Annotated in this window: 21 protein-coding genes; 9 read left to right on the forward strand and 12 right to left on the reverse strand. The window is 65.1% G+C overall.

Annotated features, from left to right (window positions below):
* Nucleotides 1-55: 55 nt before the first annotated feature.
* From A4R29_RS18955 to groES, 6 genes are all read right to left on the reverse strand, one after another.
* A complete protein-coding gene (locus A4R29_RS18955; RefSeq protein WP_013530723.1) occupies nucleotides 56-1,144 on the reverse strand; it encodes an ABC transporter substrate-binding protein in 1,089 nt (362 codons plus the stop codon).
* A 247-nt stretch (nucleotides 1,145-1,391) separates the two neighbouring features.
* Nucleotides 1,392-2,276 (reverse strand): AraC family transcriptional regulator, encoded by an 885-nt coding sequence (locus A4R29_RS18960; protein ID WP_013530722.1) that lies wholly within the window; start codon nucleotides 2,274-2,276, stop codon nucleotides 1,392-1,394.
* Nucleotides 2,277-2,611: 335 nt separating this feature from the next.
* Nucleotides 2,612-2,905 (reverse strand): DUF982 domain-containing protein, encoded by a 294-nt coding sequence (locus A4R29_RS18965; protein ID WP_013530721.1) that lies wholly within the window; start codon nucleotides 2,903-2,905, stop codon nucleotides 2,612-2,614.
* Between the two features lie 98 nt (nucleotides 2,906-3,003).
* Nucleotides 3,004-3,231 (reverse strand): hypothetical protein, encoded by a 228-nt coding sequence (locus A4R29_RS18970; protein ID WP_013530720.1) that lies wholly within the window; start codon nucleotides 3,229-3,231, stop codon nucleotides 3,004-3,006.
* Between the two features lie 70 nt (nucleotides 3,232-3,301).
* On the reverse strand, nucleotides 3,302-4,933 hold the full coding sequence (gene groL, locus A4R29_RS18975; protein ID WP_063172586.1) for a chaperonin GroEL: 1,632 nt from the start codon (nucleotides 4,931-4,933) through the stop codon (nucleotides 3,302-3,304).
* 55 nt (nucleotides 4,934-4,988) lie between these two features.
* A complete protein-coding gene (groES, locus tag A4R29_RS18980) occupies nucleotides 4,989-5,303 on the reverse strand; it encodes a co-chaperone GroES (RefSeq protein ID WP_013530718.1) in 315 nt (104 codons plus the stop codon).
* 332 nt (nucleotides 5,304-5,635) lie between these two features.
* Here groES and A4R29_RS33260 point away from each other — a divergent pair, with 332 nt between their 5' ends.
* Both A4R29_RS33260 and A4R29_RS18990 read left to right on the forward strand, forming a co-directional pair.
* Nucleotides 5,636-5,914, forward strand: coding sequence for an usg protein (locus A4R29_RS33260; protein ID WP_024501657.1), 279 nt, complete (start codon nucleotides 5,636-5,638; stop codon nucleotides 5,912-5,914).
* 170 nt (nucleotides 5,915-6,084) lie between these two features.
* Nucleotides 6,085-6,867, forward strand: a complete 783-nt coding sequence (locus A4R29_RS18990; RefSeq protein WP_063172588.1) for an SDR family oxidoreductase — start codon at nucleotides 6,085-6,087, stop codon at nucleotides 6,865-6,867.
* 132 nt (nucleotides 6,868-6,999) lie between these two features.
* Here the strand turns inward: A4R29_RS18990 and A4R29_RS18995 are convergent, their stop codons facing one another.
* On the reverse strand, nucleotides 7,000-8,502 hold the full coding sequence (locus tag A4R29_RS18995; RefSeq protein WP_013530715.1) for an ATP-binding protein: 1,503 nt from the start codon (nucleotides 8,500-8,502) through the stop codon (nucleotides 7,000-7,002).
* Nucleotides 8,503-8,710: 208 nt separating this feature from the next.
* On the opposite strand from A4R29_RS18995, the gene A4R29_RS19000 reads away from it, so the two are divergent.
* Nucleotides 8,711-9,016, forward strand: coding sequence for a hypothetical protein (locus A4R29_RS19000; protein ID WP_013530714.1), 306 nt, complete (start codon nucleotides 8,711-8,713; stop codon nucleotides 9,014-9,016).
* A 95-nt stretch (nucleotides 9,017-9,111) separates the two neighbouring features.
* Here A4R29_RS19000 and A4R29_RS19005 read toward each other — a convergent pair whose 3' ends face one another.
* The 3 genes from A4R29_RS19005 to A4R29_RS19015 form a co-directional block, all read right to left on the reverse strand.
* Entirely contained in the window at nucleotides 9,112-9,960 is an 849-nt protein-coding gene (locus tag A4R29_RS19005) for an aldo/keto reductase (RefSeq protein ID WP_063172589.1), read from the reverse strand.
* 143 nt (nucleotides 9,961-10,103) lie between these two features.
* Entirely contained in the window at nucleotides 10,104-10,736 is a 633-nt protein-coding gene (locus tag A4R29_RS19010; RefSeq protein ID WP_024501659.1) for a Vgb family protein, read from the reverse strand.
* Between the two features lie 33 nt (nucleotides 10,737-10,769).
* Entirely contained in the window at nucleotides 10,770-11,990 is a 1,221-nt protein-coding gene (locus A4R29_RS19015; RefSeq protein ID WP_063172590.1) for a hypothetical protein, read from the reverse strand.
* Between the two features lie 300 nt (nucleotides 11,991-12,290).
* Here A4R29_RS19015 and A4R29_RS19020 point away from each other — a divergent pair, with 300 nt between their 5' ends.
* The 3 genes from A4R29_RS19020 (at nucleotide 12,291) to A4R29_RS19030 (ending at nucleotide 14,432) form a co-directional block, all read left to right on the forward strand.
* Nucleotides 12,291-13,043 carry a DUF899 domain-containing protein gene (locus tag A4R29_RS19020; protein WP_013530710.1) on the forward strand — a complete coding sequence of 251 codons (753 nt, stop codon included), beginning with the start codon at nucleotides 12,291-12,293 and terminating at the stop codon, nucleotides 13,041-13,043.
* 83 nt (nucleotides 13,044-13,126) lie between these two features.
* Entirely contained in the window at nucleotides 13,127-13,387 is a 261-nt protein-coding gene (locus A4R29_RS19025; protein WP_024501661.1) for a hypothetical protein, read from the forward strand.
* Between the two features lie 40 nt (nucleotides 13,388-13,427).
* Nucleotides 13,428-14,432: a zinc-dependent alcohol dehydrogenase family protein gene (locus tag A4R29_RS19030; RefSeq protein ID WP_063172591.1), complete on the forward strand. Its 1,005-nt coding sequence runs from the start codon at nucleotides 13,428-13,430 to the stop codon at nucleotides 14,430-14,432.
* A 62-nt stretch (nucleotides 14,433-14,494) separates the two neighbouring features.
* On the opposite strand, the gene A4R29_RS19035 is transcribed toward A4R29_RS19030, so the two are convergent.
* Both A4R29_RS19035 and A4R29_RS19040 read right to left on the reverse strand, forming a co-directional pair.
* A complete protein-coding gene (locus tag A4R29_RS19035; protein WP_063172592.1) occupies nucleotides 14,495-15,493 on the reverse strand; it encodes a bestrophin family protein in 999 nt (332 codons plus the stop codon).
* 56 nt (nucleotides 15,494-15,549) lie between these two features.
* Nucleotides 15,550-16,170, reverse strand: coding sequence for a TetR/AcrR family transcriptional regulator (locus A4R29_RS19040; RefSeq protein ID WP_024501664.1), 621 nt, complete (start codon nucleotides 16,168-16,170; stop codon nucleotides 15,550-15,552).
* Nucleotides 16,171-16,457: 287 nt separating this feature from the next.
* Between A4R29_RS19040 and A4R29_RS19045 the strand changes: the two genes are divergently transcribed.
* The 3 genes from A4R29_RS19045 to A4R29_RS19055 are packed head-to-tail and all read left to right on the forward strand — an operon-like array spanning nucleotide 16,458 to nucleotide 20,258.
* Complete coding sequence (locus A4R29_RS19045; protein ID WP_063172593.1) at nucleotides 16,458-16,955, forward strand: (2Fe-2S)-binding protein; 498 nt, start codon at nucleotides 16,458-16,460, stop codon at nucleotides 16,953-16,955.
* Nucleotides 16,952-18,010: an FAD binding domain-containing protein gene (locus tag A4R29_RS19050; protein ID WP_063172594.1), complete on the forward strand. Its 1,059-nt coding sequence runs from the start codon at nucleotides 16,952-16,954 to the stop codon at nucleotides 18,008-18,010. The genes A4R29_RS19045 and A4R29_RS19050 overlap by 4 nt, the downstream gene beginning before the upstream one ends.
* Nucleotides 18,000-20,258 (forward strand): xanthine dehydrogenase family protein molybdopterin-binding subunit, encoded by a 2,259-nt coding sequence (locus A4R29_RS19055; protein ID WP_063172595.1) that lies wholly within the window; start codon nucleotides 18,000-18,002, stop codon nucleotides 20,256-20,258. Before A4R29_RS19050 ends, A4R29_RS19055 begins: the two co-directional genes overlap by 11 nt.
* The last annotated feature ends 189 nt before the right edge of the window (nucleotides 20,259-20,447 follow it).

Below are 20,447 nucleotides of genomic sequence, written 5' to 3' on the forward strand. Positions count from 1 at the left end.
GCGCTGCCTGGCCACCACGCGGGTGGCCAGGCAGCGGAGCGGGCAAGGGTCGCGGTCAGTTCCCGATGCCCAGCTTCTTGCAGCCTTCCGCGTAACGATCGACGCAGAGCTCGGCCGCGGTGTTGATCTTCTTGTCGATGATCTCGGCCTTCAGGTTTTCCTGCGTCACAACAGCCGGCGTGAACAGCTGCGAGGGCGTATCGTACAGCGTCATCTCGGCCTTAGGCGTCTCGCCAGAAAGTAGCTTGATGGCGATGTTGGCGGCGGCCGCCGCCACGATCTCGCTCGGCTTAGAGATGGTGTTGTACTGGTCGCCGGCGATGATCAGCTGCAAGGCTGCGATGGTCGCGTCATTGCCGGTCACCGGCGGCACCGGATCGACGCCGGCCGCCTTGAAGGCCGCGATGGCGCCGCCACCGGTGCCGTCATTGGCGGCAACCACGCCGAGGATTTTCGGGCCGAAGCGGGTGATCTGGCCGCCGGCCCATTGCTGCGCCTTCGGCGGCGCCCATTCCGGCGTGTCGTATTCGGCCAGGATCTTGTAGCCGCTGTTGTCGAGGCCGGCATGGATGCCCTTCTTGATCAGGCCGGCCGCCGCGTCGGTCGGCGAACCGTTGATCTGTAAAACGCCGCCGGTGGCCGGATCGACCTTCAGCGCCTTCAGGTGCTCGACCAGCGAATCGGCGATGGCCTTGCCGATGCCTTCATTGTTGAACGAGACATAGAAGTCGGCCGGCGCTGTCGGGATTGGCCGGTCATAGGCTATGACCTTGATGCCCTGGCTCTGCGCCAGCTTGACCAGCGAGGCGGCGGCGGTCGAGTCGACGGGGTCGAGCACAATCGCCTTGGCGCCCTGCGAGATCACCGAGTTGAACTGCTGCTGCTGGCGCGAGGCGTCGGCATCGGCGTTCTGGTAGAGCACCTTGCAGCCCGGGCACAGCTTCTTCATCTCGGCGGCGAAGCCGGGATAATCATGCTGTTCGTAACGGGTCGAGGCCTGGTCAGGCATCAGGAAGGCGACGGTGGCGTCGGTGACTTCGGCTGCCTTGGCGATAGCGGCGGTGCCTGCCAGCAGCGACAGCGCAAGCGCTGCCATGCCGGCGGACTTGCCAGTGGACTTCAATGAAATTGAAAGTTTGGTCATTCGGTCTTCTCCGTTTCTGGATATGTTGTAAGAAGGTCGTGACTGCTTTGGTGGTCTGAAGACACCCATCCACCCTCGCCCCAATTGAAGGGGAACCAGGGTCCGGCGCTGGACTTTCGAGCCGCGCCGACGTCCTCCGCCGACGGAGGAATTCGAGACAAGCGTTCTCCATCACGAACCGCTCAACGCGGCTCACGTCCGTCATGCAAAAGAAAAATCCTCCCTTGGTTCCTCCCTGGCTCCTCCGTTAAGCGGCTTTTCCCGCGTTGATGTTGTCGGCCAGCAGGCGCCTGAAGCGCGAGGGCGGCATGCCCTTCTCCGCCAGGAACTGCCGGTTGAAATTGGACAGGTTGTTGAAGCCGACCTCGTAGCAGATGTCGGTGATCGAGGCCTGCTCGTCGCTCATCAGGATCTGGCAGGCGAGATTGATGCGCAGCCGCTTGACATACTGCACCAGCGACATGCCGGTGTGGCGGCGAAACGAGCGCGAGAAGGCCCCGGTCGACTGGCCGGCGATGGCGGCGAGATCCGCCTCGTCGAACAGCTGCGTCAGGTTCTCCCTGATATAGGCGAGCGCCTTGTTCATGCCGGCGGTCATGTAGCCCGACGGATCGGGCCGATAGCTGGCGCTGGCCAGCAGCTGGAATTCCTGGGCGCGGCTTAGCAGGCCGGCGATCATCATGAACAGCTCGATGCGGCGCACGCCCTGCGCCTGCATCATCTCTTCCATCAATGGCGCCAGCGCCTTGCTGGTGCGGTTGGAAAACAGCACGCCGCGCCGCGACGCCTCGAGCAGAGCCGCAAGCCCCGCCAGCTCCGGCAGCACATGCATGGCATCGCCGATGAAACTTTCGGAAAACTGAATGATGCGGCCGCGCAGCGGGATCGAGCTGTCCTTGGGGATGTCGCTGACCCAATTGTGCGGCAGGTTCGGCCCCGTCAGCACCAGATTGCCCGGCTCGAACTCGCCGATGAAGTCGCCGACGAAATAGCGGCCGTTGGTGAAGATTACCTGATGCAGTTCATATTCTGGATGGAAGTGCCAGCGCACCGTATGGAAGGGGTAGCCATGCGACCACGCCTTGAAGGACTCCCCGCGTCGTATCTGGACAACTTCCAGGTCCGGTTCCATGTCCGTTTCCTCCCGGCCGGCACGGATATTTGCCGCGTTCGGCCCAATTCCCTAACCGGCCGAATTGGTTTCGGCTCTGCATTTCAAGAGCCACGGTACCGGCTCATGACAACAGGCGCCACCACGATTCAAGACAATGGATGATACTTTTTTAACCGGAAGGGCGCGCTCAGAGGCGCTATTCGGGCAGAACAGGTCAGTCTTGCTGACGCGTTCGCTCGACTGACCAACGAGAACACTACCGCCCGAAACGGAATTCCAACGTGTCCGGTGGGCGCCTGGCCTATCGCAAGAACAGCGTGTTCAGGCGCTGTTGCAGCGCCGTCATCGTCAGTTCAGCTCGTGCGCAGCGCACCACCCGCCACCGTCGCGAGCGGCGTAACCATGTCAGGCACCAGTATGTCGTGGCGGCGCGCGAAGCTGACCAGCGTGGCCCGCACCGTCTCCGGATCGATTTCGCCGACGATGCCCGCCTTGCAAGCGTTGAGTGCGATGGCATGGGCGCCGTTGCGGCCGGCGCTCGGCCAGTCCTGCAGCAGTGCATAGGCTTCCATCACGCTGTCGATCTTCCTCGGAAAGCCCATTCCGACCAGAAGTGTGACCGGTTCCTCGAATTGCCCGCGATTCATGGCTTGTGCCTCCTCTCGATTGTTCAGGGCCTGCAGCGGGCCGAACACCGGGAAGCACGGCCCGCCGCGGATAGGTGAAGGGACTGGCCGATTTCCGTTCAGCCGCTGCCGGCGGATACCTCGGATGTTGCCGACACTTGCTGTGCTGCGAGGAACATCAGTGCCGACGCCGCGGTTCGCCGGTTCCAGCCGGCGGCTTCAGCCATGTCGAGCAGCCCTGCCAGCAGCGGCTTCAGCACGTTCCTGCATTCTGTTTCATAGGCCAGGAATTCCTTCGCTTGATGCGTAGGAGCCGGTACGGATCCGAGGCCAGCCATTGCATCCATCTTTACCTCCACTCTCTCTTCGACTGACGCCCGCTCCCCGCCAGGGGAGCGGGCGGATTGGGCCGCGACTTCAGAAGTCCATGCCGGCGCCGGCGGGCATTGCCGGGGCGGCGGCTTCCTTCTTCGGCTTCTCGGCCACCATGGCCTCCGTGGTCACCAGCAGGCCGGCGACCGATGCCGCGTCCTGGAGGGCGGTGCGCACCACCTTGGCCGGGTCGATAACGCCCTGGCCGAAGAGATCGCCGAATTCATTGGTCTGGGCGTTCCAGCCCCAACCGAATTCGCTTTTCTCGCGCAGCTTGCCGACAATGATCGAGCCTTCGGCGCCGGCATTCTCGGCGATCTGCCGGACCGGCGTTTCGATGGCACGGCGCACGATGTCGACACCTGTCCTCTGGTCCGCATTGTCGGTCTGCACGGTATCGAGCGCCTTGGCCGCCCGCAGCAAGGCGACGCCGCCGCCGGGCAGCACGCCCTCCTCGACGGCCGCGCGGGTTGCATGCAGTGCGTCGTCGACACGGTCCTTGCGCTCCTTGACCTCGACCTCGGTCGAGCCGCCGACCCGGATCACCGCAACGCCGCCTGCGAGCTTGGCCAGCCGCTCCTGCAGCTTCTCGCGGTCATAGTCGGAGGTGGTCTCCTCGATCTGCGCCTTGATCTGTGCGACACGGCCCTGGATCTCTTCCTTGCGGCCGACACCATCGACGATGGTGGTGTTTTCCTTCTCGATCACCACCTTCTTGGCGCGGCCCAGCATCTGCAGCGTTACATTTTCCAGTTTGATGCCGAGATCTTCCGAGATCGCGGTGCCGCCGGTGAGAATGGCGATGTCCTCCAGCATGGCCTTGCGGCGGTCGCCGAAGCCCGGCGCCTTGACGGCCGCGACCTTGAGGCCGCCGCGCAGCTTGTTGACGACCAGCGTGGCAAGCGCCTCGCCCTCCACATCCTCGGCGATGATCAGGAGCGGCTTGCCAGACTGCACCACGGCTTCGAGCACGGGCAGCATCGCTTGCAGATTGGAGAGTTTCTTCTCGTGGATCAGCAGATAGGGCTCGTCGAGCTCCACGCGCATCTTGTCCTGGTTGGTGATGAAATAGGGCGAGAGGTAGCCGCGATCGAACTGCATGCCTTCCACGACTTCGAGTTCGGTCTCGGCGGTCTTGGCCTCCTCCACCGTGATGACGCCTTCATTGCCGACCTTCTCCATCGCCTCAGCGAGGAAGCGGCCGATTTCGGCATCGCCATTGGCGGAGATGGTGCCGACCTGCGCGATCTCGTCGTTTCGAGTGACCTTGCGGGCATTGGTCTTCAGTTCGGCGACCACCGCATCGACCGCCTTGTCGATGCCGCGCTTCAGATCCATCGGGTTCATACCCGAGGCAACCGCCTTGGCCCCTTCCCTGACGATCGCCTGTGCAAGCACCGTTGCGGTCGTCGTGCCATCGCCGGCAAGGTCGTTGGTCTTGGAGGCCACCTCACGCACCATCTGGGCGCCCATGTTCTCGAACTTGTCCTCCAGTTCGATCTCCTTGGCGACGGTGACGCCGTCCTTGGTGATGCGCGGCGCGCCGAACGACTTGTCGATGACCACATTGCGCCCCTTGGGACCGAGCGTCACCTTCACCGCATTGGCAAGGATGTCGACGCCGCGCAGCATCTTCTCGCGCGCTTCGGTATGGAATTTCACTTCTTTGGCAGCCATTGGATCACTCCTTTATCTAGGCAGCATTCGTTGACTGGTTGGATACAAGAAGCCGTCAGGCGGCCTTCTTCACTTCGGCGATCTCATCGATGATACCCATCACGTCGCTTTCCTTCATGATGAGCAGGTCCTCGCCGTCGAGTTTGATCTCGGTGCCGGACCATTTGCCGAACAGGATGCGGTCGCCGACCTTGACATCGAGTTCGACAAGCTTGCCGCTGTCGTCGCGCGCGCCGGGACCGACGGCGAGCACTTCGCCTTCCTGCGGTTTTTCCTTTGCGGTATCGGGGATGATGATGCCGCCGGAGGTCTTCTCCTCGGCTTCAAGGCGGCGGACCAGAATACGGTCATGCAATGGACGGAACGCCATGTCGTTCTCCTCGTGGACAAACAGGTTTTGAGGTTCCTCCGCACCGAACCGGCAATATCGGACCGGTGCGGAACGCCGCGACCCTTCGTCAGGCATCGCGGCGCATATCGAGCTAGTTTTGCCCTTTTTCGGTTTCAAGAGACCAGCGCAAAAATTTTTATATTCGACAAGAAAGAGCGCCAAGACACTGTTATGGCGTGGCTATTTTCGGAACCCGCGAGCTTCTCGCGGCGTTGTTTAAAGAGGGACAGAACCAATCGCCCCGGCCCGGCATTGGGCGGGTTCGACACAAATGCCGCCGGCTCGATGCCTCAGCGGAGAAGGAGAAAGACATGGCCGATACGGTCAGCAACGAATTCCGCCTGCAAATGGAAGGTTATGGCCTGACGACGGCCGAAATCCACTATTACCTGCCCGATCATCCAAGCCTGCTTCAGCTCTATGTCTGGCAGGACTATGATCTCGCTCCAGCCTTTCCCGAACTCAAGGGTTTTCTCCAATATTGGGAGCGCGAACTCGATGGTCCGCTCCACTCGGTTCGCGTTGCTCATCACCAGCTCATCCAGCCTTCGGAATGGCGGGCCGTCGAGGGCATAATCACGGTCCACTAGGGTCTTTGCGACGGCCTCCGCTACGTAGGGAATCACGACATTGGGGCAGGCTCTCGCCGGCCCCACGCAGCGCGACAGCCAACAACCTCCACTCCAAGATTTCCAATTTCCGTATTGTAAAACGATCGCGCCGCGCTAGCCTGAAATCAGATGCGAGGCGGGGAAGAGGAATGGAGCTCCAACTCAACGGCAAGGTGGCGCTGGTCACCGGCTCGACGCAAGGCATTGGCCGCGCCATCGCCGAGACGCTGGCGCGCTGCGGCGCCGGCGGCCTGCTCGTCACCGGGCGCGAGAAGACGCGCGGCGATGCCGTTGCGGAAGAGCTTTCGCGGCTCGGCACGCCGACGGTTTTCGTCGCCGCCGACCTCGCCGACCCGGCAGCCCCTGCCCTTTTGGCGCAAGCCTGCATCGAGCGCTTCGGCCGCATCGATGCGCTGGTCAACGCCGCAGGACTGACCGACCGGGCCTCCTTCGTCGATGCCGATCTCGACGGCTGGGCCTCGCTGTTCGCGGTCAACGCGCGGGCGCCGTTCTTCCTCATGCAGGCGGCCATCGCCGACATGAAGAAGCGCGGAGAGCGCGGCGCCATCGTCAACATCCTGTCGATCAACGCCCATTGCGGCTCGCCGGAGCTCGCCGTCTATTCCGCAAGCAAGGGCGCGCTGGCCACGCTGACCAAAAACGCCGCCAACGCCCATCGCTTCGATCGCATCCGCGTCAACGGCATCAATGTCGGCTGGACCGACACGCCGGCCGAACGCGTCATGCAGGCCGACACGCTGGGCAACGGGCCGGGCTGGCTCGATGCCGCCAACGCCTCGCAACCCTTCGGCCGCCTGTTCTCGACCAGCGATATCGCCAACCTCGCCGTCTTCCTGCTTTCGGATGCTGCCGGGCCGATGACCGGCACGCTCGTCGATCAGGAACAGTGGGTGATTGGGGCGAACCGGTGAGCGCCATCGAAACGCAAGCGCCTGCATGACGCATCTCGCCGTCGGTGATTTCACGGTTGCCATCAGAAATTTGTCGCGATGACGGTGACTGAAAAAGCCTATCGCATCATGGCTCAAAGCACCCGCGCCGCCTCACAGCGCCAGGCTTCCCTGCTCCACCTCCTCGGCATTCGGATCTCCCGGTGCGGTGGCCCAGGCCAATTCGACCAGTGTCACGGTGCGCCGGCCTGTCCCGTCGAGCTGGCAGACGATGAGGCCCTGCTCCTCGATATAGGTCAACAGGCGCCGGGCGCGGCGCAGCGAGTGCGAGCCGTAGGCGCGGGCGATCGCGGCGTCGCTCGGGCAAGGCCAGCCCTCCTTCGCCGCGCGGGCAATCATCATGAACACGCCCTGCATGTCGTCGGGCAGCAGCGACGCGCGGACGGAAACGTCCCGCCATGCGTCGTCCTGCGTCGTCTCTGACCCAAGGCCGGCCCGGGCGCGCGTCAGCATGCGGCGGAACTCCGGCAAATCTGGCACCACCGAGGCCAGGCCTTCGATGCGGCAGCGGACCACGAACTCCTGATAGAGCACGCCGATCACGCGAAAACCGGCGTCGGGCTGCGCCAGGATGGCGCGCAGCACACGGTCCACGCGCTCGCGGCGCTCGGCCAGATCCTCGGCGCTGACTTGCGGCTCCGCCGGTTCGGGGCGGATTTCCAAGGCCGCCGACTTCGCCGCCATCAACTGGTCGAGCAGGTCCGGCGACGCCGGGCGGCGCGGCGTGCGCACCGTTTCGGGCGGCGGCGCCGCCAGGATGATCGCGCGTGCATCCTCGAGTGCTGCTTCCGGCATCGCCATCAGCCGCGGCGTTCCGTTGCGCGGGCTCGTATCCGTCGGGCCGATGCGCAGGCCCAGCGGACGGCGCGACAGCGCCGGGCCGAGCGCCATGAACTGCCCGCGTTCCAGGTCGCGAAACGCCTCCGCCTGGCGCCGCTCCATGCCCAGAAGGTCGGCGGCACGCGCCATGTCGATATCGAGGAAGGTGCGGCCCATGAGGAAGTTGGACGCCTCGGCGGCGACGTTCTTGGCGAGCTTTGCCAGCCGCTGGGTGGCGATGATGCCGGCCAGCCCGCGCTTTCGGCCACGGCACATCAAATTGGTCATCGCGCCGAGCGAGAGCTTTCGCGCCTCGTCGGAAACCTCGCCGGCCACCGCCGGCGCGAACAGCTGCGCCTCGTCCACCACCACCAGCATCGGGTACCAGTGGTCACGGGCGACCTCGAACAGCCCGCCGAGGAAGGCGGCGGCACGCCGCATCTGGTTCTCGGCGTCGAGCCCTTCGAGATTGAGCACGGTGGAGACGCGATGCATGCGCGCCCGCTCGCCTGCCGCCTGCAGGCCGCGCTCGGTATGCTGCTCGGCATCGATCACCAGATGGCCGTAACGGTCGCCCAGCGAAACGAAGTCGCCCTCGGGATCGATGATGGTCTGCTGCACCCAGGGCGCGCTCTGCTCCAGCAGGCGCCGCAGCAGATGCGACTTGCCGGAGCCCGAATTGCCCTGCACCAAAAGGCGCGTCGCGAGCAGTTCCTCGAGATCCAGCTTCGCCGGGGCGCCTGCGGTCGTCTGTCCCATCTCGATCGCAACGGTCATCTCGACTCAGGCGCTCCTTTCGCAGACGGGCTTATCAACTGGGTCACGGCCCGTCGAGCGTGCATGACCGCCCGCGGCGTGTTGCGCACAACTGTGCAGGCACCGTCTGGAGGGGTCATCAGCCGATGCCTGGCGCAAACTTTGGGTTGACCCCTTCGGACCACGAGGCGACACTCCTCCCAACGCTACGAGTGCGAGGAGGAATGCGATGGACGAGCCCGAACGGTGGCGCCACATGTCGACGGCGCCGAAGGACGGCAGCCGCATCCTGGTCACTGTGCGTCCGTCCGAACAGGGACCGGCGGAAGTCGACCTTGCCTATTGGTCGCGTGCCGACCAGTTCGCCTCGGAAGGCTGGCGCGCGTCGGACTCTTCGCCCGGGCGCGTCATCGAATACGCCGACCCGGAACTGAAATGCTGGATGCCGCTGCCCACCGCCAACCTCAGCCGCGCGTCGATGCCGGCGCCCTGGGAAGGCGAAGACGCCCAGCAGTTGGATGGGTCCGGGATTTGAGGGGCGCAAGAAATTGGCGAAAGCCGCAAAGCTGCCAATCTCCCCCCTCGTGGGGAGATTAGCAGTTTCGTTGCCAGCTCGTTAAAACTTACCTCTCAGAACAGGAACGCGGCTGTGGCGGGGTTGGGTCCGTTGCGGCCCTCGGGCGAATCCATGCCGCGGATCGTCTGCAGGTCCTGCGCATCCAGTTCGAAATCGAAGACATCGAAATTGGCGGCGATGCGAACCCTGCGGATCGACTTTGGAATGACGATCAGCCCCTCCTGGAGATGCCAGCGGATGATCGCCTGTGCGACGGACTTGCCATGTTTTTTGGCGATGCCTGCAATGGTCGGATCGCCGAGCAGCCGGCCGCTGCCCAGAGGGCTCCAGCTTTCGATACGGATGTCGTGCTTGGCATGAAAGTCCCTGACACCGCGCTGCTGGAACTGGGGATGCAGCTCGATCTGGTTGACGACGGGCGTCACACCGGTCTCGCCGATGATCCGCTCCAGATGGTCCTGGTTGAAGTTCGAAACGCCGATCGACTTGATGCGGCCGGCCTGCCGGAGTTCGACCAGCGTCTTCCAGGCCTCGACATATTTGTCCTGGCTGGGCACAGGCCAGTGGATCAGGAACAGGTCGATCTGTTCGACGCCGAGCTTCTCCATCGTCTCGTCGAAGGCGCGCAAGGCCGCATCGCGCTGGTGCGCGCCGTTGCGCAGTTTCGAGGTGATGAACAGCTCAGCCCGCGGCACGCCGGCACTGCGGATCGCCTCTCCGACCCCTTCCTCGTTCTGATAGCCTTCGGCGGTGTCGATCAGGCGATAGCCGGCCTCGATGCCCCAACCCACCACGTCGGCGGTGATGTCCTGGTCGACCTGCCACACACCGAGGCCGAGTTGGGGAATGGCGGAGCCGTCGTTCAATGCAATCTGTTCGGGCATGGTGGGCTGTTCAGGCATGAGGGATCCTTTGCAAAGCTGGGCCGGGCGTCCGCCCGGCGCACAGCCTATCTAGGTCCGACAAGGGGCAACGGCCAGCCGACAGCGGACAAATTGCCGTGTGAAGTGCGCCTGCAAGTGTGACTTCGGCGTCGGCCGCATCCTCACCGCGGCCGGCGCACCGCCCGCACCACCCCGGCGGATGTGCTGCCGCAATAAAGGCGGTCGCCGCCATCGGATTCCAGCCCCGACACACCCATCCCGGCCGGCATGTCGAGCTTCTCCAGAACCTTGCCTGATTTCGGGTCGACGCGGCGCAGGTCGCTCTGGTCGCCTTCCCAGGTGGCGTGCCACAGCTCGCCCTCGACCCATGTCACCCCGGTGACGAAGCGGTTGGATTCGATGGTGCGCAGGATCGCACCGGTTTCCGGGTCGACCTGGTGGATCTTGCGTTCGCGGTATTGTCCCACCCAGAGCGTTCCTTCGGCCCAGGTCAGCCCGGAATCGCCGCCACCACCGGGCGCCGGAATGGTCGCCAGCACCTGGCCGGTATCAGGGTCGATCTTCTGTATCAGGTCGTTGGCAAGCTGGAAGAAATGCTGGCCGTCCCAGGCGGTGCCGGCATGCGCCGCGACATCGATCGAGCGCAGGTTCTGCCCACTCTCCGGATCGAAGGCGTTCAGCTTCTCGCCCGAGGCAAACCAGACATTGTTGCCGTCAAAGCTCACCCCATGCACCCTCTCCACATCGGCAAAGGGCCCGTATTCGCGCAGGATTTCGGCCGTTGACTGTTTCATGTCCTTGTCCTCACTGAGATCCGATGTCACTTCCTAACCGTTCGGCAGCGGGGCCGGGAGTAACAAGGTGGTCGTGAATCCCACCAGTGGAGGCGTCATCCAGCGGCGCGCCCGGCCGTGACCGAAAAACTGCACCTTGCCGGCCTCGCCAAGCTGCTCCAACGCCCGCTGCACGCTGCGCTGCCCGGTGCCAAGCGCCAGCGCCAACGCCGAACTCGCCCAGGATTCACCGTCGGCAAGGAAAGCCAGCACCGCCGCGTGCCGCTCCTCGATCGGCCGCGCCAGCACCAGCACCTCGCGTGCCTGGCGCGGCGCCAGCGCGAAGCCCTGGCTGGTGGCGCCGATGTCGGCCAGGCTCCGCAATTCGGTGCGCAGCCGGCCGATCTCGACCCGCAGCCGCGCCCGATGCGATTCATCGGCGTGCCTGCCGCCGAAGGCTTGCGCGATCAGCGTTGCCCTCGACACATCGCCTGGCCACGCTTCGGCGAGCGTACGGGCCAGCGCGAACAGAACCGGGCGCGTGGCCAGCGAGACCGTTTTGTCCTGTTGGCGCACGACATATCGGAAATTATCGACCAGCAGCGCCGGCGACGCCTGCAACGCCTCGACGTCCTCAAGCAGCAACGGGCGCTGCTCGCCAGCCGCGATCAGCCGTGCCGCCGGCGTGTCCAGCGCCAGGAATGCGCGGTCGACTTCAGCGATGAGCCCCGAAATGCCGGCCTGGCGGGCGGCGTGGCGTGCCCACTCCAACGCCCTGCGCGCCGGCTTCGTCTTGAGGCGCCGCATCGCGATGCCGGCGACGGCAAGTTCGTGGGCGGCGCGCGAGGCCGGCGGAAGCGGTGCCGGGTCGAGCCCCGCCAGCACGTCTTCGGCCTCGTCGAGACGGCCGATCAATAGCAGGCGCCGCACCTTGAGATGGCCGGCATGCGCTGCGTTCAGCCGGTCGCCATGCTTTTCCAGCGTCGCCCGCGCCGCATCCAAAGCCTTGGCCGGCCAGCCGAGATCCCGCGAGACCAGCGCGATCTCGGCCTCGGCAACGACGCATCTGGCACGCGCTACCGCCTCTTTCGGGCCGAAGCCGCGCGCGGCACGCCGCAGCAGCGCCTTGGCGCGATCGAGATCACCGAGCTGCGCCATGGCAATGCCGCGCAGCGCCAGCGCCGGCGGGTCTTCGCGCAAGGCGACGCGATCCAGCGCGCCGAGCGGGTCGCCTCCGGCCAGTGCCAGCGCAGCCGCGGTGATCAGCGAATCCATTCAAATCCCGTCACACTTGTAACTCCCACCCTTGTGCGTCGCCGCCCTAACTTAAATCCGTACCGTCAACCGGCAAGCCGCATCGGCAACTATCGGCAACGCACGGCACGCCAAGGGAGAACCGACAATGCCAACCGACACTCCTCTCCACCCGGCCGAAGGCACCGTGAGGATGCGCCACCCCTGCTGCGACGGGCCGACTCCTGCAAATCCCGTCACACTTGTAACTCCCACCCTCCCGCTTCACCGCCCTATTCTGGCTGACAGCAAGCGACAACAGACTGGCAAAGGAGACGACCAATGACCAAGCACATCGCAATGAAGACCCCGCCCATCGTTTCGAGGCAGGACTGGGAAGCCGCCCGCGAACAGATGCTGGTGAAGGAAAAGGCAACACTGCGCGCCAAGGACGCATTGGCCGCCGAGCGCCGGCGCATGCCGTGGATGGAAGTCGACAAGGCCTATGTGTTCGAGGGGCCGAACGGCAGAGCGAGCCTGCTCGATCTGTTCGAAGGCCGCCGCCAGCTGATCGTCTATCGCGCCTTCTTCGAGCCCGGCGTGCATGGCTGGCCCGATCACGCCTGCCGCGGCTGTTCGCTGGGCGCCGACCAGGTCGGCCACCTCGCCCATCTCAACGCCCGCAACACCACGCTTGCCTACGCTTCGCGTGCCCCGCAGGCCGACATTGCGCGGCTGAAGCAGCGGATGGGCTGGCAGATGCCCTGGTACACAATCACTGACAGTTTCGACAAGGACTTCGGTGTCGACGAATGGCACGGCCACAACGTCTTCATCCGTGACGGCGATCGCATCTTCCGCACCTACTTGATTAACAGCCGCGGCGACGAAGCGATGGGCACCGTCTGGAGCTATCTCGACGCGACGCCGCTCGGCCGCCAGGAAATCTGGGAGGATTCGCCCGAAGGCTATCCGCAGACTCCACTCTACTCCTGGTGGAACTGGCACGACAATTACGACGCCGGGGCCGACAAGAAATGGGAAGAAGTGTCTGCTGCCGGCGAGGCCGCGTTCAGGGACAAGGGCGAGCAGTAACGGTTGTCCAGTCTGGGTTCCTCTCCCCACTCCCTGGAGAGAGGAACCTGTCGTGACTGGCATGATCATCAAGGATCAAGGCGATGAGCGATATCCACACAGGTGCCGGCAGCACGATCCCAGAAGCCGCCACCCTCGGGCTGGCCGACTGGCTTTGCCTTGCCGCGGCACCGACCTTCGCCGTGATGGCGCTGCTCACCTGCATCTTCAGCGGCGATGCGGCCATGCAGTGCATGGGCACCGACGCCTCGCCCCTCACGGGCATGGCTGCGATGTATCTGCTGATGAGCGCCTTTCATCTGGCGCCCTGGCTGCGGGTGATCTCCGGCCGGCAGGCCCGCTAGGCCCTTCCAATTCTAGACACCCCACACATCGGAGAAGACAATGAGACTGGTCAGGCTGAGAGCGCCGGGCGGCTTGGGCAATCTCGACCTGGTCGAGGAAGATCCGCCCCAGCCAGGGCCGGGCGAGGTGCTGGTCAGGATCCGGGCCTGCGCGCTGAACATGCGCGACGACTTTGCCGTGCAAGGCAAGATGCCTCTCGCCGACGGCCGCGTTCCGCTCTCCGACGGCGCCGGCGAAGTGATTGCCCTCGGCGACGGTGTCGATGCACTCAGGCCCGGAGACAGCGTCGTCAGCGTCTTCTATCCCTGGTGGCTGGGCGGTGACATGACGCCCTGCACCCGGCGCGATATTCCGGGAGACAGTTTCGACGGCTTCGCCAGCGAGTATGTCTGCATGCCGGCGCACGCTTTCACCAGGGCACCGGCAGGCTATACGCATGTCGAGGCGGCGTCGCTCACCTGCACGGGCGTTACTGCCTGGCGCGGCCTGGTTGTGTGCGGCAAGGTGAAGCCGGGCGACGCAGTGCTGGTCCTCGGTTCGGGCAGCGTATCGTTGTTCGCGTTGCAATTCGCCAAGGCCGCCGGCGCCCGGGTCATCGCCACCTCATCCGACGAGCAGAAGCTGGAAAGGCTCAAGCGCCTCGGAGCCGACGCCGTCATCAACTACAAGTCCGTCCCGGACTGGGGCCGCAAGGCCAAGGATCTGACGGGCGGGCGCGGCGTCGATCACGTGATCGAGGTCGGCGGACCCGCCACGCTGGCGCAGTCGATTGTCGCCTGCCGCACGGGCGGTCACATCGCGCTGGTCGGCGTCCTGACCGGCTTTGCGGCGGAAGTGTCTATCCCCGCCCTGTTTTCCAACCAGATCCGCATCAGCGGCATTTCCATCGGCAGCCGAGCCGACCAGGAGGATATGATCCGCGCGATAGAGTCCAACAGGCTGAAGCCCGTCATAGACCGCCACTTTCCGCTGCAGGACATCGCCACCGCCTTCGCGCATTACGAATCCCGAAAGCATTTCGGCAAGGTCTGCCTTGACGTTTGAGCGTTCTCCGCCAGCAGCACGATGAAGGGGACCGCCGGGCCGCGCCTTCGTCGTGATCCTGCCTAGGTCGCGATGTCGTTGACCGGCAGCAGGGACTTGGGAAGGTCGCTCTCGCCGAGCCCGCTACGCAACTCGATCTCGATGTCGCGGCAGATCTGCGAGATCGGAACGTCGTTGGCGTTGCCCTCGAACGGGTTGGCGCTGCTTTCGCCGACCTGGTCGAGAGACATGTAGGCCCAGCCGAGCAGCGTGCTGAACGGGATCGTCAGCCAGATCGCTATCGACCCGAGCGCGCCACCCAGTTTGCCCATATCGGCAAAGACGGGAACGACCCCGAACGGCAACAGTGTGCAGAAGATCATCACGAACATCGAACTGACGATGGCGTATTGCCGGGGATAGGGATTGTTCTTGATGCGATCGCAGCGCGCCTGCTGGTCATGGAAGTCGCGGATCAGCTTGGTCAGTTCGCCATAGATCTGAGGAGGGAGCTTTGTGTCCTTGAACAGCGCATTGACCTGGACAGATTGCAGTTCGAGCAGGGCTATCGCCGGCTGGGGCGATTTCAGGACGTCCTCGGCCTGTTCGGCGAGCAGCGGACGCAATTCGTCGCCGACCGAGCTCGCATCCTCATGGATACGGTAGCGCCGCCGGTATTCGATATTGGCGGCCCGCGCCATGGACTCCCATGGCATCGGCCGGCGCAGGGAAAAGCGCAATGCCGTCATCCAGGCGATGTGGCGATAGATGAGCTGTCTGGCCGTCGGCGCGTCGAGGAAATCCCTGCAGAAATTGGACCACAAACGGCTGCTGGCCGTAATTTGCGTAAAAGCCTGCAGCGCGTCGCTGCTGCGGGTGAACACCTGCGAATTCTTGAACCCGGCGACGAGTGACACGGTGGTGCCAAGCACCAGCACCACCGACCATGGCACCGAAAACCCGGCGATGCCTGGAAGACGGTTGGCCGCCACGGCCAGACCGCTCACCACCACCATGTAGATGACGCTGCGCCGCGACCACAGTGCGAAATCGATCAGTTTGTAGGAACGGCCTACATACATCGTATCCCCTCAACTCATCGATAGGTCTGGTTTTGCACGGCCGGAATCTGGTCGCCTCATTGTGCCTTTGCAGCCCCGAACCGCAACCCGTCCATCAACAGCTTGACCAGCCGGCGCGAGCGGTCGCGCCATTCGGGGGTGTCGGGCGCTGAATAGATGCCGCCCAGCGCGTGCAGCACGTCGGAAGCGTCGACGTCGCCGCGGATGGTGCCGTCGGCCACCGCCGCCTCGACCAGGCGTCGCAAGGCTTGCGACACCCGGCCGAACGTGTCGGAAAACAGCGTCGAATTGGTGGTGAGCACAATGCGCAGGCTGGTCGCCAGGCCGCGCTTGGTGGCGATGTAGTCGACGAAGCGCTGCATCCACTGTTCCAGCGCGACATCGGACGGATGTTTTTGGGCAAGCTCGCCGGCGGCCGCGCACAGCGCCTCCACCTCACGACGATAGACCACCTCGACCAGATGCTCGCGCGTCGGGAAATGCCGGTAGAGCGTGCCGATGCCGACGCCGGCGCGGCGCGCGATCTCCTCCAGCGAGCCATCGATGCCGCGCTCGGCAAAGACTGACACCGCCACCTCGACCAGCCGATCGCGGTTGCGCCGCGCATCGGCGCGCAGCGGCTTTGCGTCTACAGCCTCGGCCTTCTGTTCAGCAATGGCGGACGGCTCGCTGGCCAATTTTTTCTCCACATCGTGTCAGGGGGCTTGAATCCGGCAGGGTCAGCCACCACGTAATAAACGGAGGCGCCTCCGTTTTAGTGGAGCACCTTTATCATATAATCAGGGGAACCGGTATGTCACGTCTTTCGAACACGCAAGCCGACATCTCCCCTGCCCGCCTGCCTCGCGGGAGATCCGCCATCTCCGCTTTCGCCGTCAAGACCTGACCCAACGGTTACCTTGCCCTTCTGCGGCAAGGCACCAGTTCAATCCCATCCGCGTCAAGCAACTGGAGCCAGACGCCCATGACCAGCCTTCCCATTACCCTCACCATCAATGGCCACCGACACCAACTGGAGGTCGATCCACGCGTAACCCTGCTCGACCTGCTGCGCGAGCGGCTCGATCTCACCGGCACCAAGAAGGGCTGCGACCGCGGCCAATGCGGCGCCTGCACGGTGCTGGTCGACGGCAAGCGCATCAACTCATGCCTGGCGCTGGCGGTCAGCTATGACGGCGCCCAGGTCTTGACCATCGAAGGCGTCGCCAACGGCGAGGAACTGCATCCGGTGCAGGCCGCCTTCATCGCCCATGACGGCTTCCAGTGCGGGTTCTGCACACCCGGTCAGATCATGAGCACGCTCGGCCTGATCGCCGAGGGCCAGGCCGGCGACGACCCCGAACGCATCCGTGAGGGGCTGAGCGGCAACATATGCCGCTGCGCGGCCTATGGCGGCATCGTCGAGGCCGTCCTGGAAGCCCAGCAACAGCTTGTCAAAGCCGACCGGAGGACCGCGGCATGAGAGACTTCGATTACATCAGGCCCGCCACCATTCCCGACGCCATCGCCGCGGCAGCCGAGCCGGGCTCGGCCTATCTCGCCGGCGGCACCAATCTGCTCGACCTGATGAAAGGCGGCATCACCAGTCCCGAGCGTATCGTCGACATCTCCCGGCTGCCGGAACTCAACCGCATCGAACGGCTGGACGATGGTGGCCTGCGCATCGGTGCGCTGGTGCGTAACGCCGACCTTGCCTACGATCCGGCGTTCGCCAAATCCTATCCGGCGGTGGCCGAGGCGCTGCTGTCGGGTGCTTCGGCGCAGCTTCGCAACGCCGCCACCGTCGGCGGCAATCTGTTGCAGCGCACGCGCTGCAGCTATTTCTACGACACCGCCAGCGCCTGCAACAGGCGCGAGCCAGGCGCCGGCTGCGATGCGCTGGGCGGCGAAAACCGCCTGCACGCAGTGCTCGGCTGGAGCGACGCCTGCATCGCCACCCATCCGTCGGATTTCTGCGTGCCGCTGGTGGCGCTCGACGCCGTGGTCGAGATCGAAGGCAAGAAGGGCCGGCGCCATGTTTCGCTGGAGGAATTCCACCGGCTTCCCGGCGAAACGCCGCAGCGGGAGAATGCGCTGGAGCCCGGCGACCTGGTCGTGGCGGTGCGCCTTCCGGCGGAGGCTGCCTCCTTCTCCGCCAATGCCCGTTACCTCAAAGTCCGCGAGCGCACCTCCTATGCCTTTGCCGTCGTATCGGCCGCAGCAGCGCTTGTCGTCGACGGCGGCAAGATCCGCGCCGCAAGGCTGGCGCTGGGCGGCGTCGCGGCTAAGCCGTGGCGGGCACGCTCGGCGGAAGCCGTCCTGCTCGGCGCGGACGCCAGCGAGGCGACCTTCGCCGGCGCCGCGGACGCCGCCTTGGCCGATGCCAGCCCCTCCGGCGACAATGCCTTCAAGATCGAGCTTGCCCGCCGCATCGTGGTCAGGGCGCTGATGTCTGCGCTTTCGGGAACGCCCGAGCGTCTGCCGGCCCTTCCTGCCTCCCCGTTCTCGAACATTCCTGGAGCGCGCCATGACGCTTGAACTCAGCCTCAACCAGCAACCCGCCCATGCCCGGCAAGGCTCCAGCATCGGCCAGCCGCTGACCCGCCGCGACGGCTTTCTGAAAGTCACCGGAGCCGCGCGCTATGCCGCCGACAACCATCCGCCCGGCATGCTCTACGCCGTGCTCGCTGTCTCTAGCATCGCACGCGGCCGCGTCGCCGCGCTGGATGTCGAGGCGGCCAAGGCACACAAGGGCGTGGTCGAGGTGATGACGCCCAAGAACCGGCCAGCGCTCGCCGCCGATCCGGACGCCAAGGACCATCCCTTCATGTTCCGGCTCGACCTCTTGCAGAACGACCAGGTCCGCTACCCCAATCAGAGCATCGCCGTGGTGATCGCCGAGACGCTGGAGGCGGCGACCGAGGGGGCGGCGCTGCTGTCGCCGCGCTATGAAGTGATGCCGGCGCGCGTTGGCCTCGACGGCGCCGAAAGTATCGTCCCGCGTGCTGTCGGCGTCGGCGGTCCGGCCGTGCAGCACAAGGGCGATGTCGAGGCCGGCCTCAAATCGGCAAAGGCGCGGATCGAAGCCACCTACGAGACGCCGGCCCAGTACCACAACGCCATGGAGCCGCATGCGATCGTCGTCGCCTGGGAAGGCGACACACTGTCGATCGACACACCGAGCCAGGGCCTTGCCATGGCGCAGGGCCGCATCGCCGGCCTGTTCGGCATCGCGCCGGAGAACATCCACATCCGCAGCCCGTTCCTGGGTGGCGGCTTCGGTTCGAAAGGCATGATCTCCGGGCCGCAGGTGCTCGGCATCCTGGCGGCGCGTCTCGTCGGCCGTCCGGTCAAGCTGGTGCTGCGGCGTGAGCAGATGTACGGGCCGGTCGGCCACCGTGCGCCGACGCGCCAGACGCTGCGCATGGGCATGGATGGCGAAGGGCGGCTGACGGCACTCGACCATCACGCCAAGACCGCGTCGAGCACGTTCGACGATTTCTTCGAACCGGCGGCGGATGCCTCGCACACACTCTATGCCAGCCCGGCCATCGCCACCTCGCACGATGCGGTGCGGCTCGATACCGGTACGCCGCTGTTCATGCGGGCGCCCGGCGAAGCCACCGGCTCGATCGCGCTGGAGAGCGCTATCGATGAGGCAGCCTACGCCTGCGGCATGGACCCGCTGGAATTCCGGCTGCGGAACTATGCCGAGGTCGAGCCGATGACCGGCAAGCCGTTTTCCTCCAAGGCGCTGCGCGAATGCTACAGGCAAGCGGCCGAGACGTTCGGCTGGGCGAGCCGCCCCATTCAGCCTCGGCTGATGCGCGACGCCGACGGTTTCCTGACCGGCTGGGGCATGGGCACGGCGACCTTCCCTGCGATCATGTTCCAGGCCGAAGCGCGGGCGGTGCTGAGAGCCGATGGCAGCGGCGTGATGGAGACCGGCGCTCAGGACATGGGGCAAGGCGCCTGGACCGCCTTCGCCCAGATCGCCGCCGACGGACTGGGACTGGATATCGACCAGGTCGATTTCAGGGCCGGCAGCTCCGATCTGCCCAATGCAGGCATTGCCGGCGGCTCCGGCCACACGGCGACGGCCGGCATGGCGATCCACAATGCGGGCGCCACCGTCATCGCCAGGCTCGCCGATCTCGCCACCGGCGACGAGGGCTCGCCGCTCTACGGCGCCGGCAATGAAGGCGTGCTGGCGCGCGGCGGCCGCCTCTATCGGCGCGACGATGAAAGCCGCGGTGAAAGCTACGCCGAGATCCTCACGCGCGCGGGCCTCACCGAGATCGAGGGCCACGGCAAGGGCGCTCCCGACCCGGCGTCTCAGGAGGCCTATGCCAAGCACGCGCACGGCGCCGTGTTTGCCGAGGTGAAGGTCGATCCGGATTTTGGCCAGATCCGTGTCACAAGGCTGGTCGGCGCGTTCGCCGCCGGACGGGTCATCAATCCCAGGCTGGTGCGCAGCCAGTATTATGGCGGCATGATCTGGGGCGTCTCGTTCGCGCTGCATGAGGAAGCCATCACCGACCGGCGCTCTGGCCGGATCCAGAATGCCAACCTCGCCGAATATCATGTCCCGGTGAATGCCGACGTTCCATCGGTCGAGGCGTTGCTGGTCCACGAGGACGACCCTCACGTCAACGCGCTCGGCATCAAGGGCGTCGGCGAAATCGGCATCACCGGCACGGCCGGCGCCGTCGCCAATGCGGTCTGGCATGCGACCGGCGTGCGGCCGCGGCGCTTTCCGGTCCGCATCGAGGACCTGCTGGGGTGAGGAGTGGTCCACCTAGCGGATGGGAAGCCAATTGCTTGGCTTCCCGAACGATGAACGGTGAAGGCCCGGTCCGCCTTCGGGCGCACCAAAAGGTCCAGTGGACCTTTCTAAGGGGCTGAACGCCCGAAGGCGGGGAGCGGCAGCGAAGGGCCGCACAGCCGGCGCCAGGTCCCCGCCGGCTGCCAAAGA

This window comes from Mesorhizobium ciceri biovar biserrulae (assembly GCF_001618845.1).
Classification (GTDB): Bacteria; Pseudomonadota; Alphaproteobacteria; order Rhizobiales; family Rhizobiaceae; genus Mesorhizobium; species Mesorhizobium ciceri.

Excerpts from the sequence above, each read along its gene's own strand:
- A4R29_RS18955 (WP_013530723.1), bottom strand. The coding sequence starts at position 1,144 with ATGACCAAACTTTCAATTTCATTGAAGTCCACTGGCAAGTCCGCCGGC.
- A4R29_RS18960 (WP_013530722.1), bottom strand. The coding sequence starts at position 2,276 with ATGGAACCGGACCTGGAAGTTGTCCAGATACGACGCGGGGAGTCCTTC.
- A4R29_RS18965 (WP_013530721.1), bottom strand. The coding sequence starts at position 2,905 with ATGAATCGCGGGCAATTCGAGGAACCGGTCACACTTCTGGTCGGAATG.
- A4R29_RS18970 (WP_013530720.1), bottom strand. The coding sequence starts at position 3,231 with ATGGATGCAATGGCTGGCCTCGGATCCGTACCGGCTCCTACGCATCAA.
- groL (WP_063172586.1), bottom strand. The coding sequence starts at position 4,933 with ATGGCTGCCAAAGAAGTGAAATTCCATACCGAAGCGCGCGAGAAGATG.
- groES (WP_013530718.1), bottom strand. The coding sequence starts at position 5,303 with ATGGCGTTCCGTCCATTGCATGACCGTATTCTGGTCCGCCGCCTTGAA.
- A4R29_RS33260 (WP_024501657.1), top strand. The coding sequence starts at position 5,636 with ATGGCCGATACGGTCAGCAACGAATTCCGCCTGCAAATGGAAGGTTAT.
- A4R29_RS18990 (WP_063172588.1), top strand. The coding sequence starts at position 6,085 with ATGGAGCTCCAACTCAACGGCAAGGTGGCGCTGGTCACCGGCTCGACG.
- A4R29_RS18995 (WP_013530715.1), bottom strand. The coding sequence starts at position 8,502 with ATGACCGTTGCGATCGAGATGGGACAGACGACCGCAGGCGCCCCGGCG.
- A4R29_RS19000 (WP_013530714.1), top strand. The coding sequence starts at position 8,711 with ATGGACGAGCCCGAACGGTGGCGCCACATGTCGACGGCGCCGAAGGAC.
- A4R29_RS19005 (WP_063172589.1), bottom strand. The coding sequence starts at position 9,960 with ATGCCTGAACAGCCCACCATGCCCGAACAGATTGCATTGAACGACGGC.
- A4R29_RS19010 (WP_024501659.1), bottom strand. The coding sequence starts at position 10,736 with ATGAAACAGTCAACGGCCGAAATCCTGCGCGAATACGGGCCCTTTGCC.
- A4R29_RS19015 (WP_063172590.1), bottom strand. The coding sequence starts at position 11,990 with ATGGATTCGCTGATCACCGCGGCTGCGCTGGCACTGGCCGGAGGCGAC.
- A4R29_RS19020 (WP_013530710.1), top strand. The coding sequence starts at position 12,291 with ATGACCAAGCACATCGCAATGAAGACCCCGCCCATCGTTTCGAGGCAG.
- A4R29_RS19025 (WP_024501661.1), top strand. The coding sequence starts at position 13,127 with ATGAGCGATATCCACACAGGTGCCGGCAGCACGATCCCAGAAGCCGCC.
- A4R29_RS19030 (WP_063172591.1), top strand. The coding sequence starts at position 13,428 with ATGAGACTGGTCAGGCTGAGAGCGCCGGGCGGCTTGGGCAATCTCGAC.
- A4R29_RS19035 (WP_063172592.1), bottom strand. The coding sequence starts at position 15,493 with ATGTATGTAGGCCGTTCCTACAAACTGATCGATTTCGCACTGTGGTCG.
- A4R29_RS19045 (WP_063172593.1), top strand. The coding sequence starts at position 16,458 with ATGACCAGCCTTCCCATTACCCTCACCATCAATGGCCACCGACACCAA.
- A4R29_RS19050 (WP_063172594.1), top strand. The coding sequence starts at position 16,952 with ATGAGAGACTTCGATTACATCAGGCCCGCCACCATTCCCGACGCCATC.
- A4R29_RS19055 (WP_063172595.1), top strand. The coding sequence starts at position 18,000 with ATGACGCTTGAACTCAGCCTCAACCAGCAACCCGCCCATGCCCGGCAA.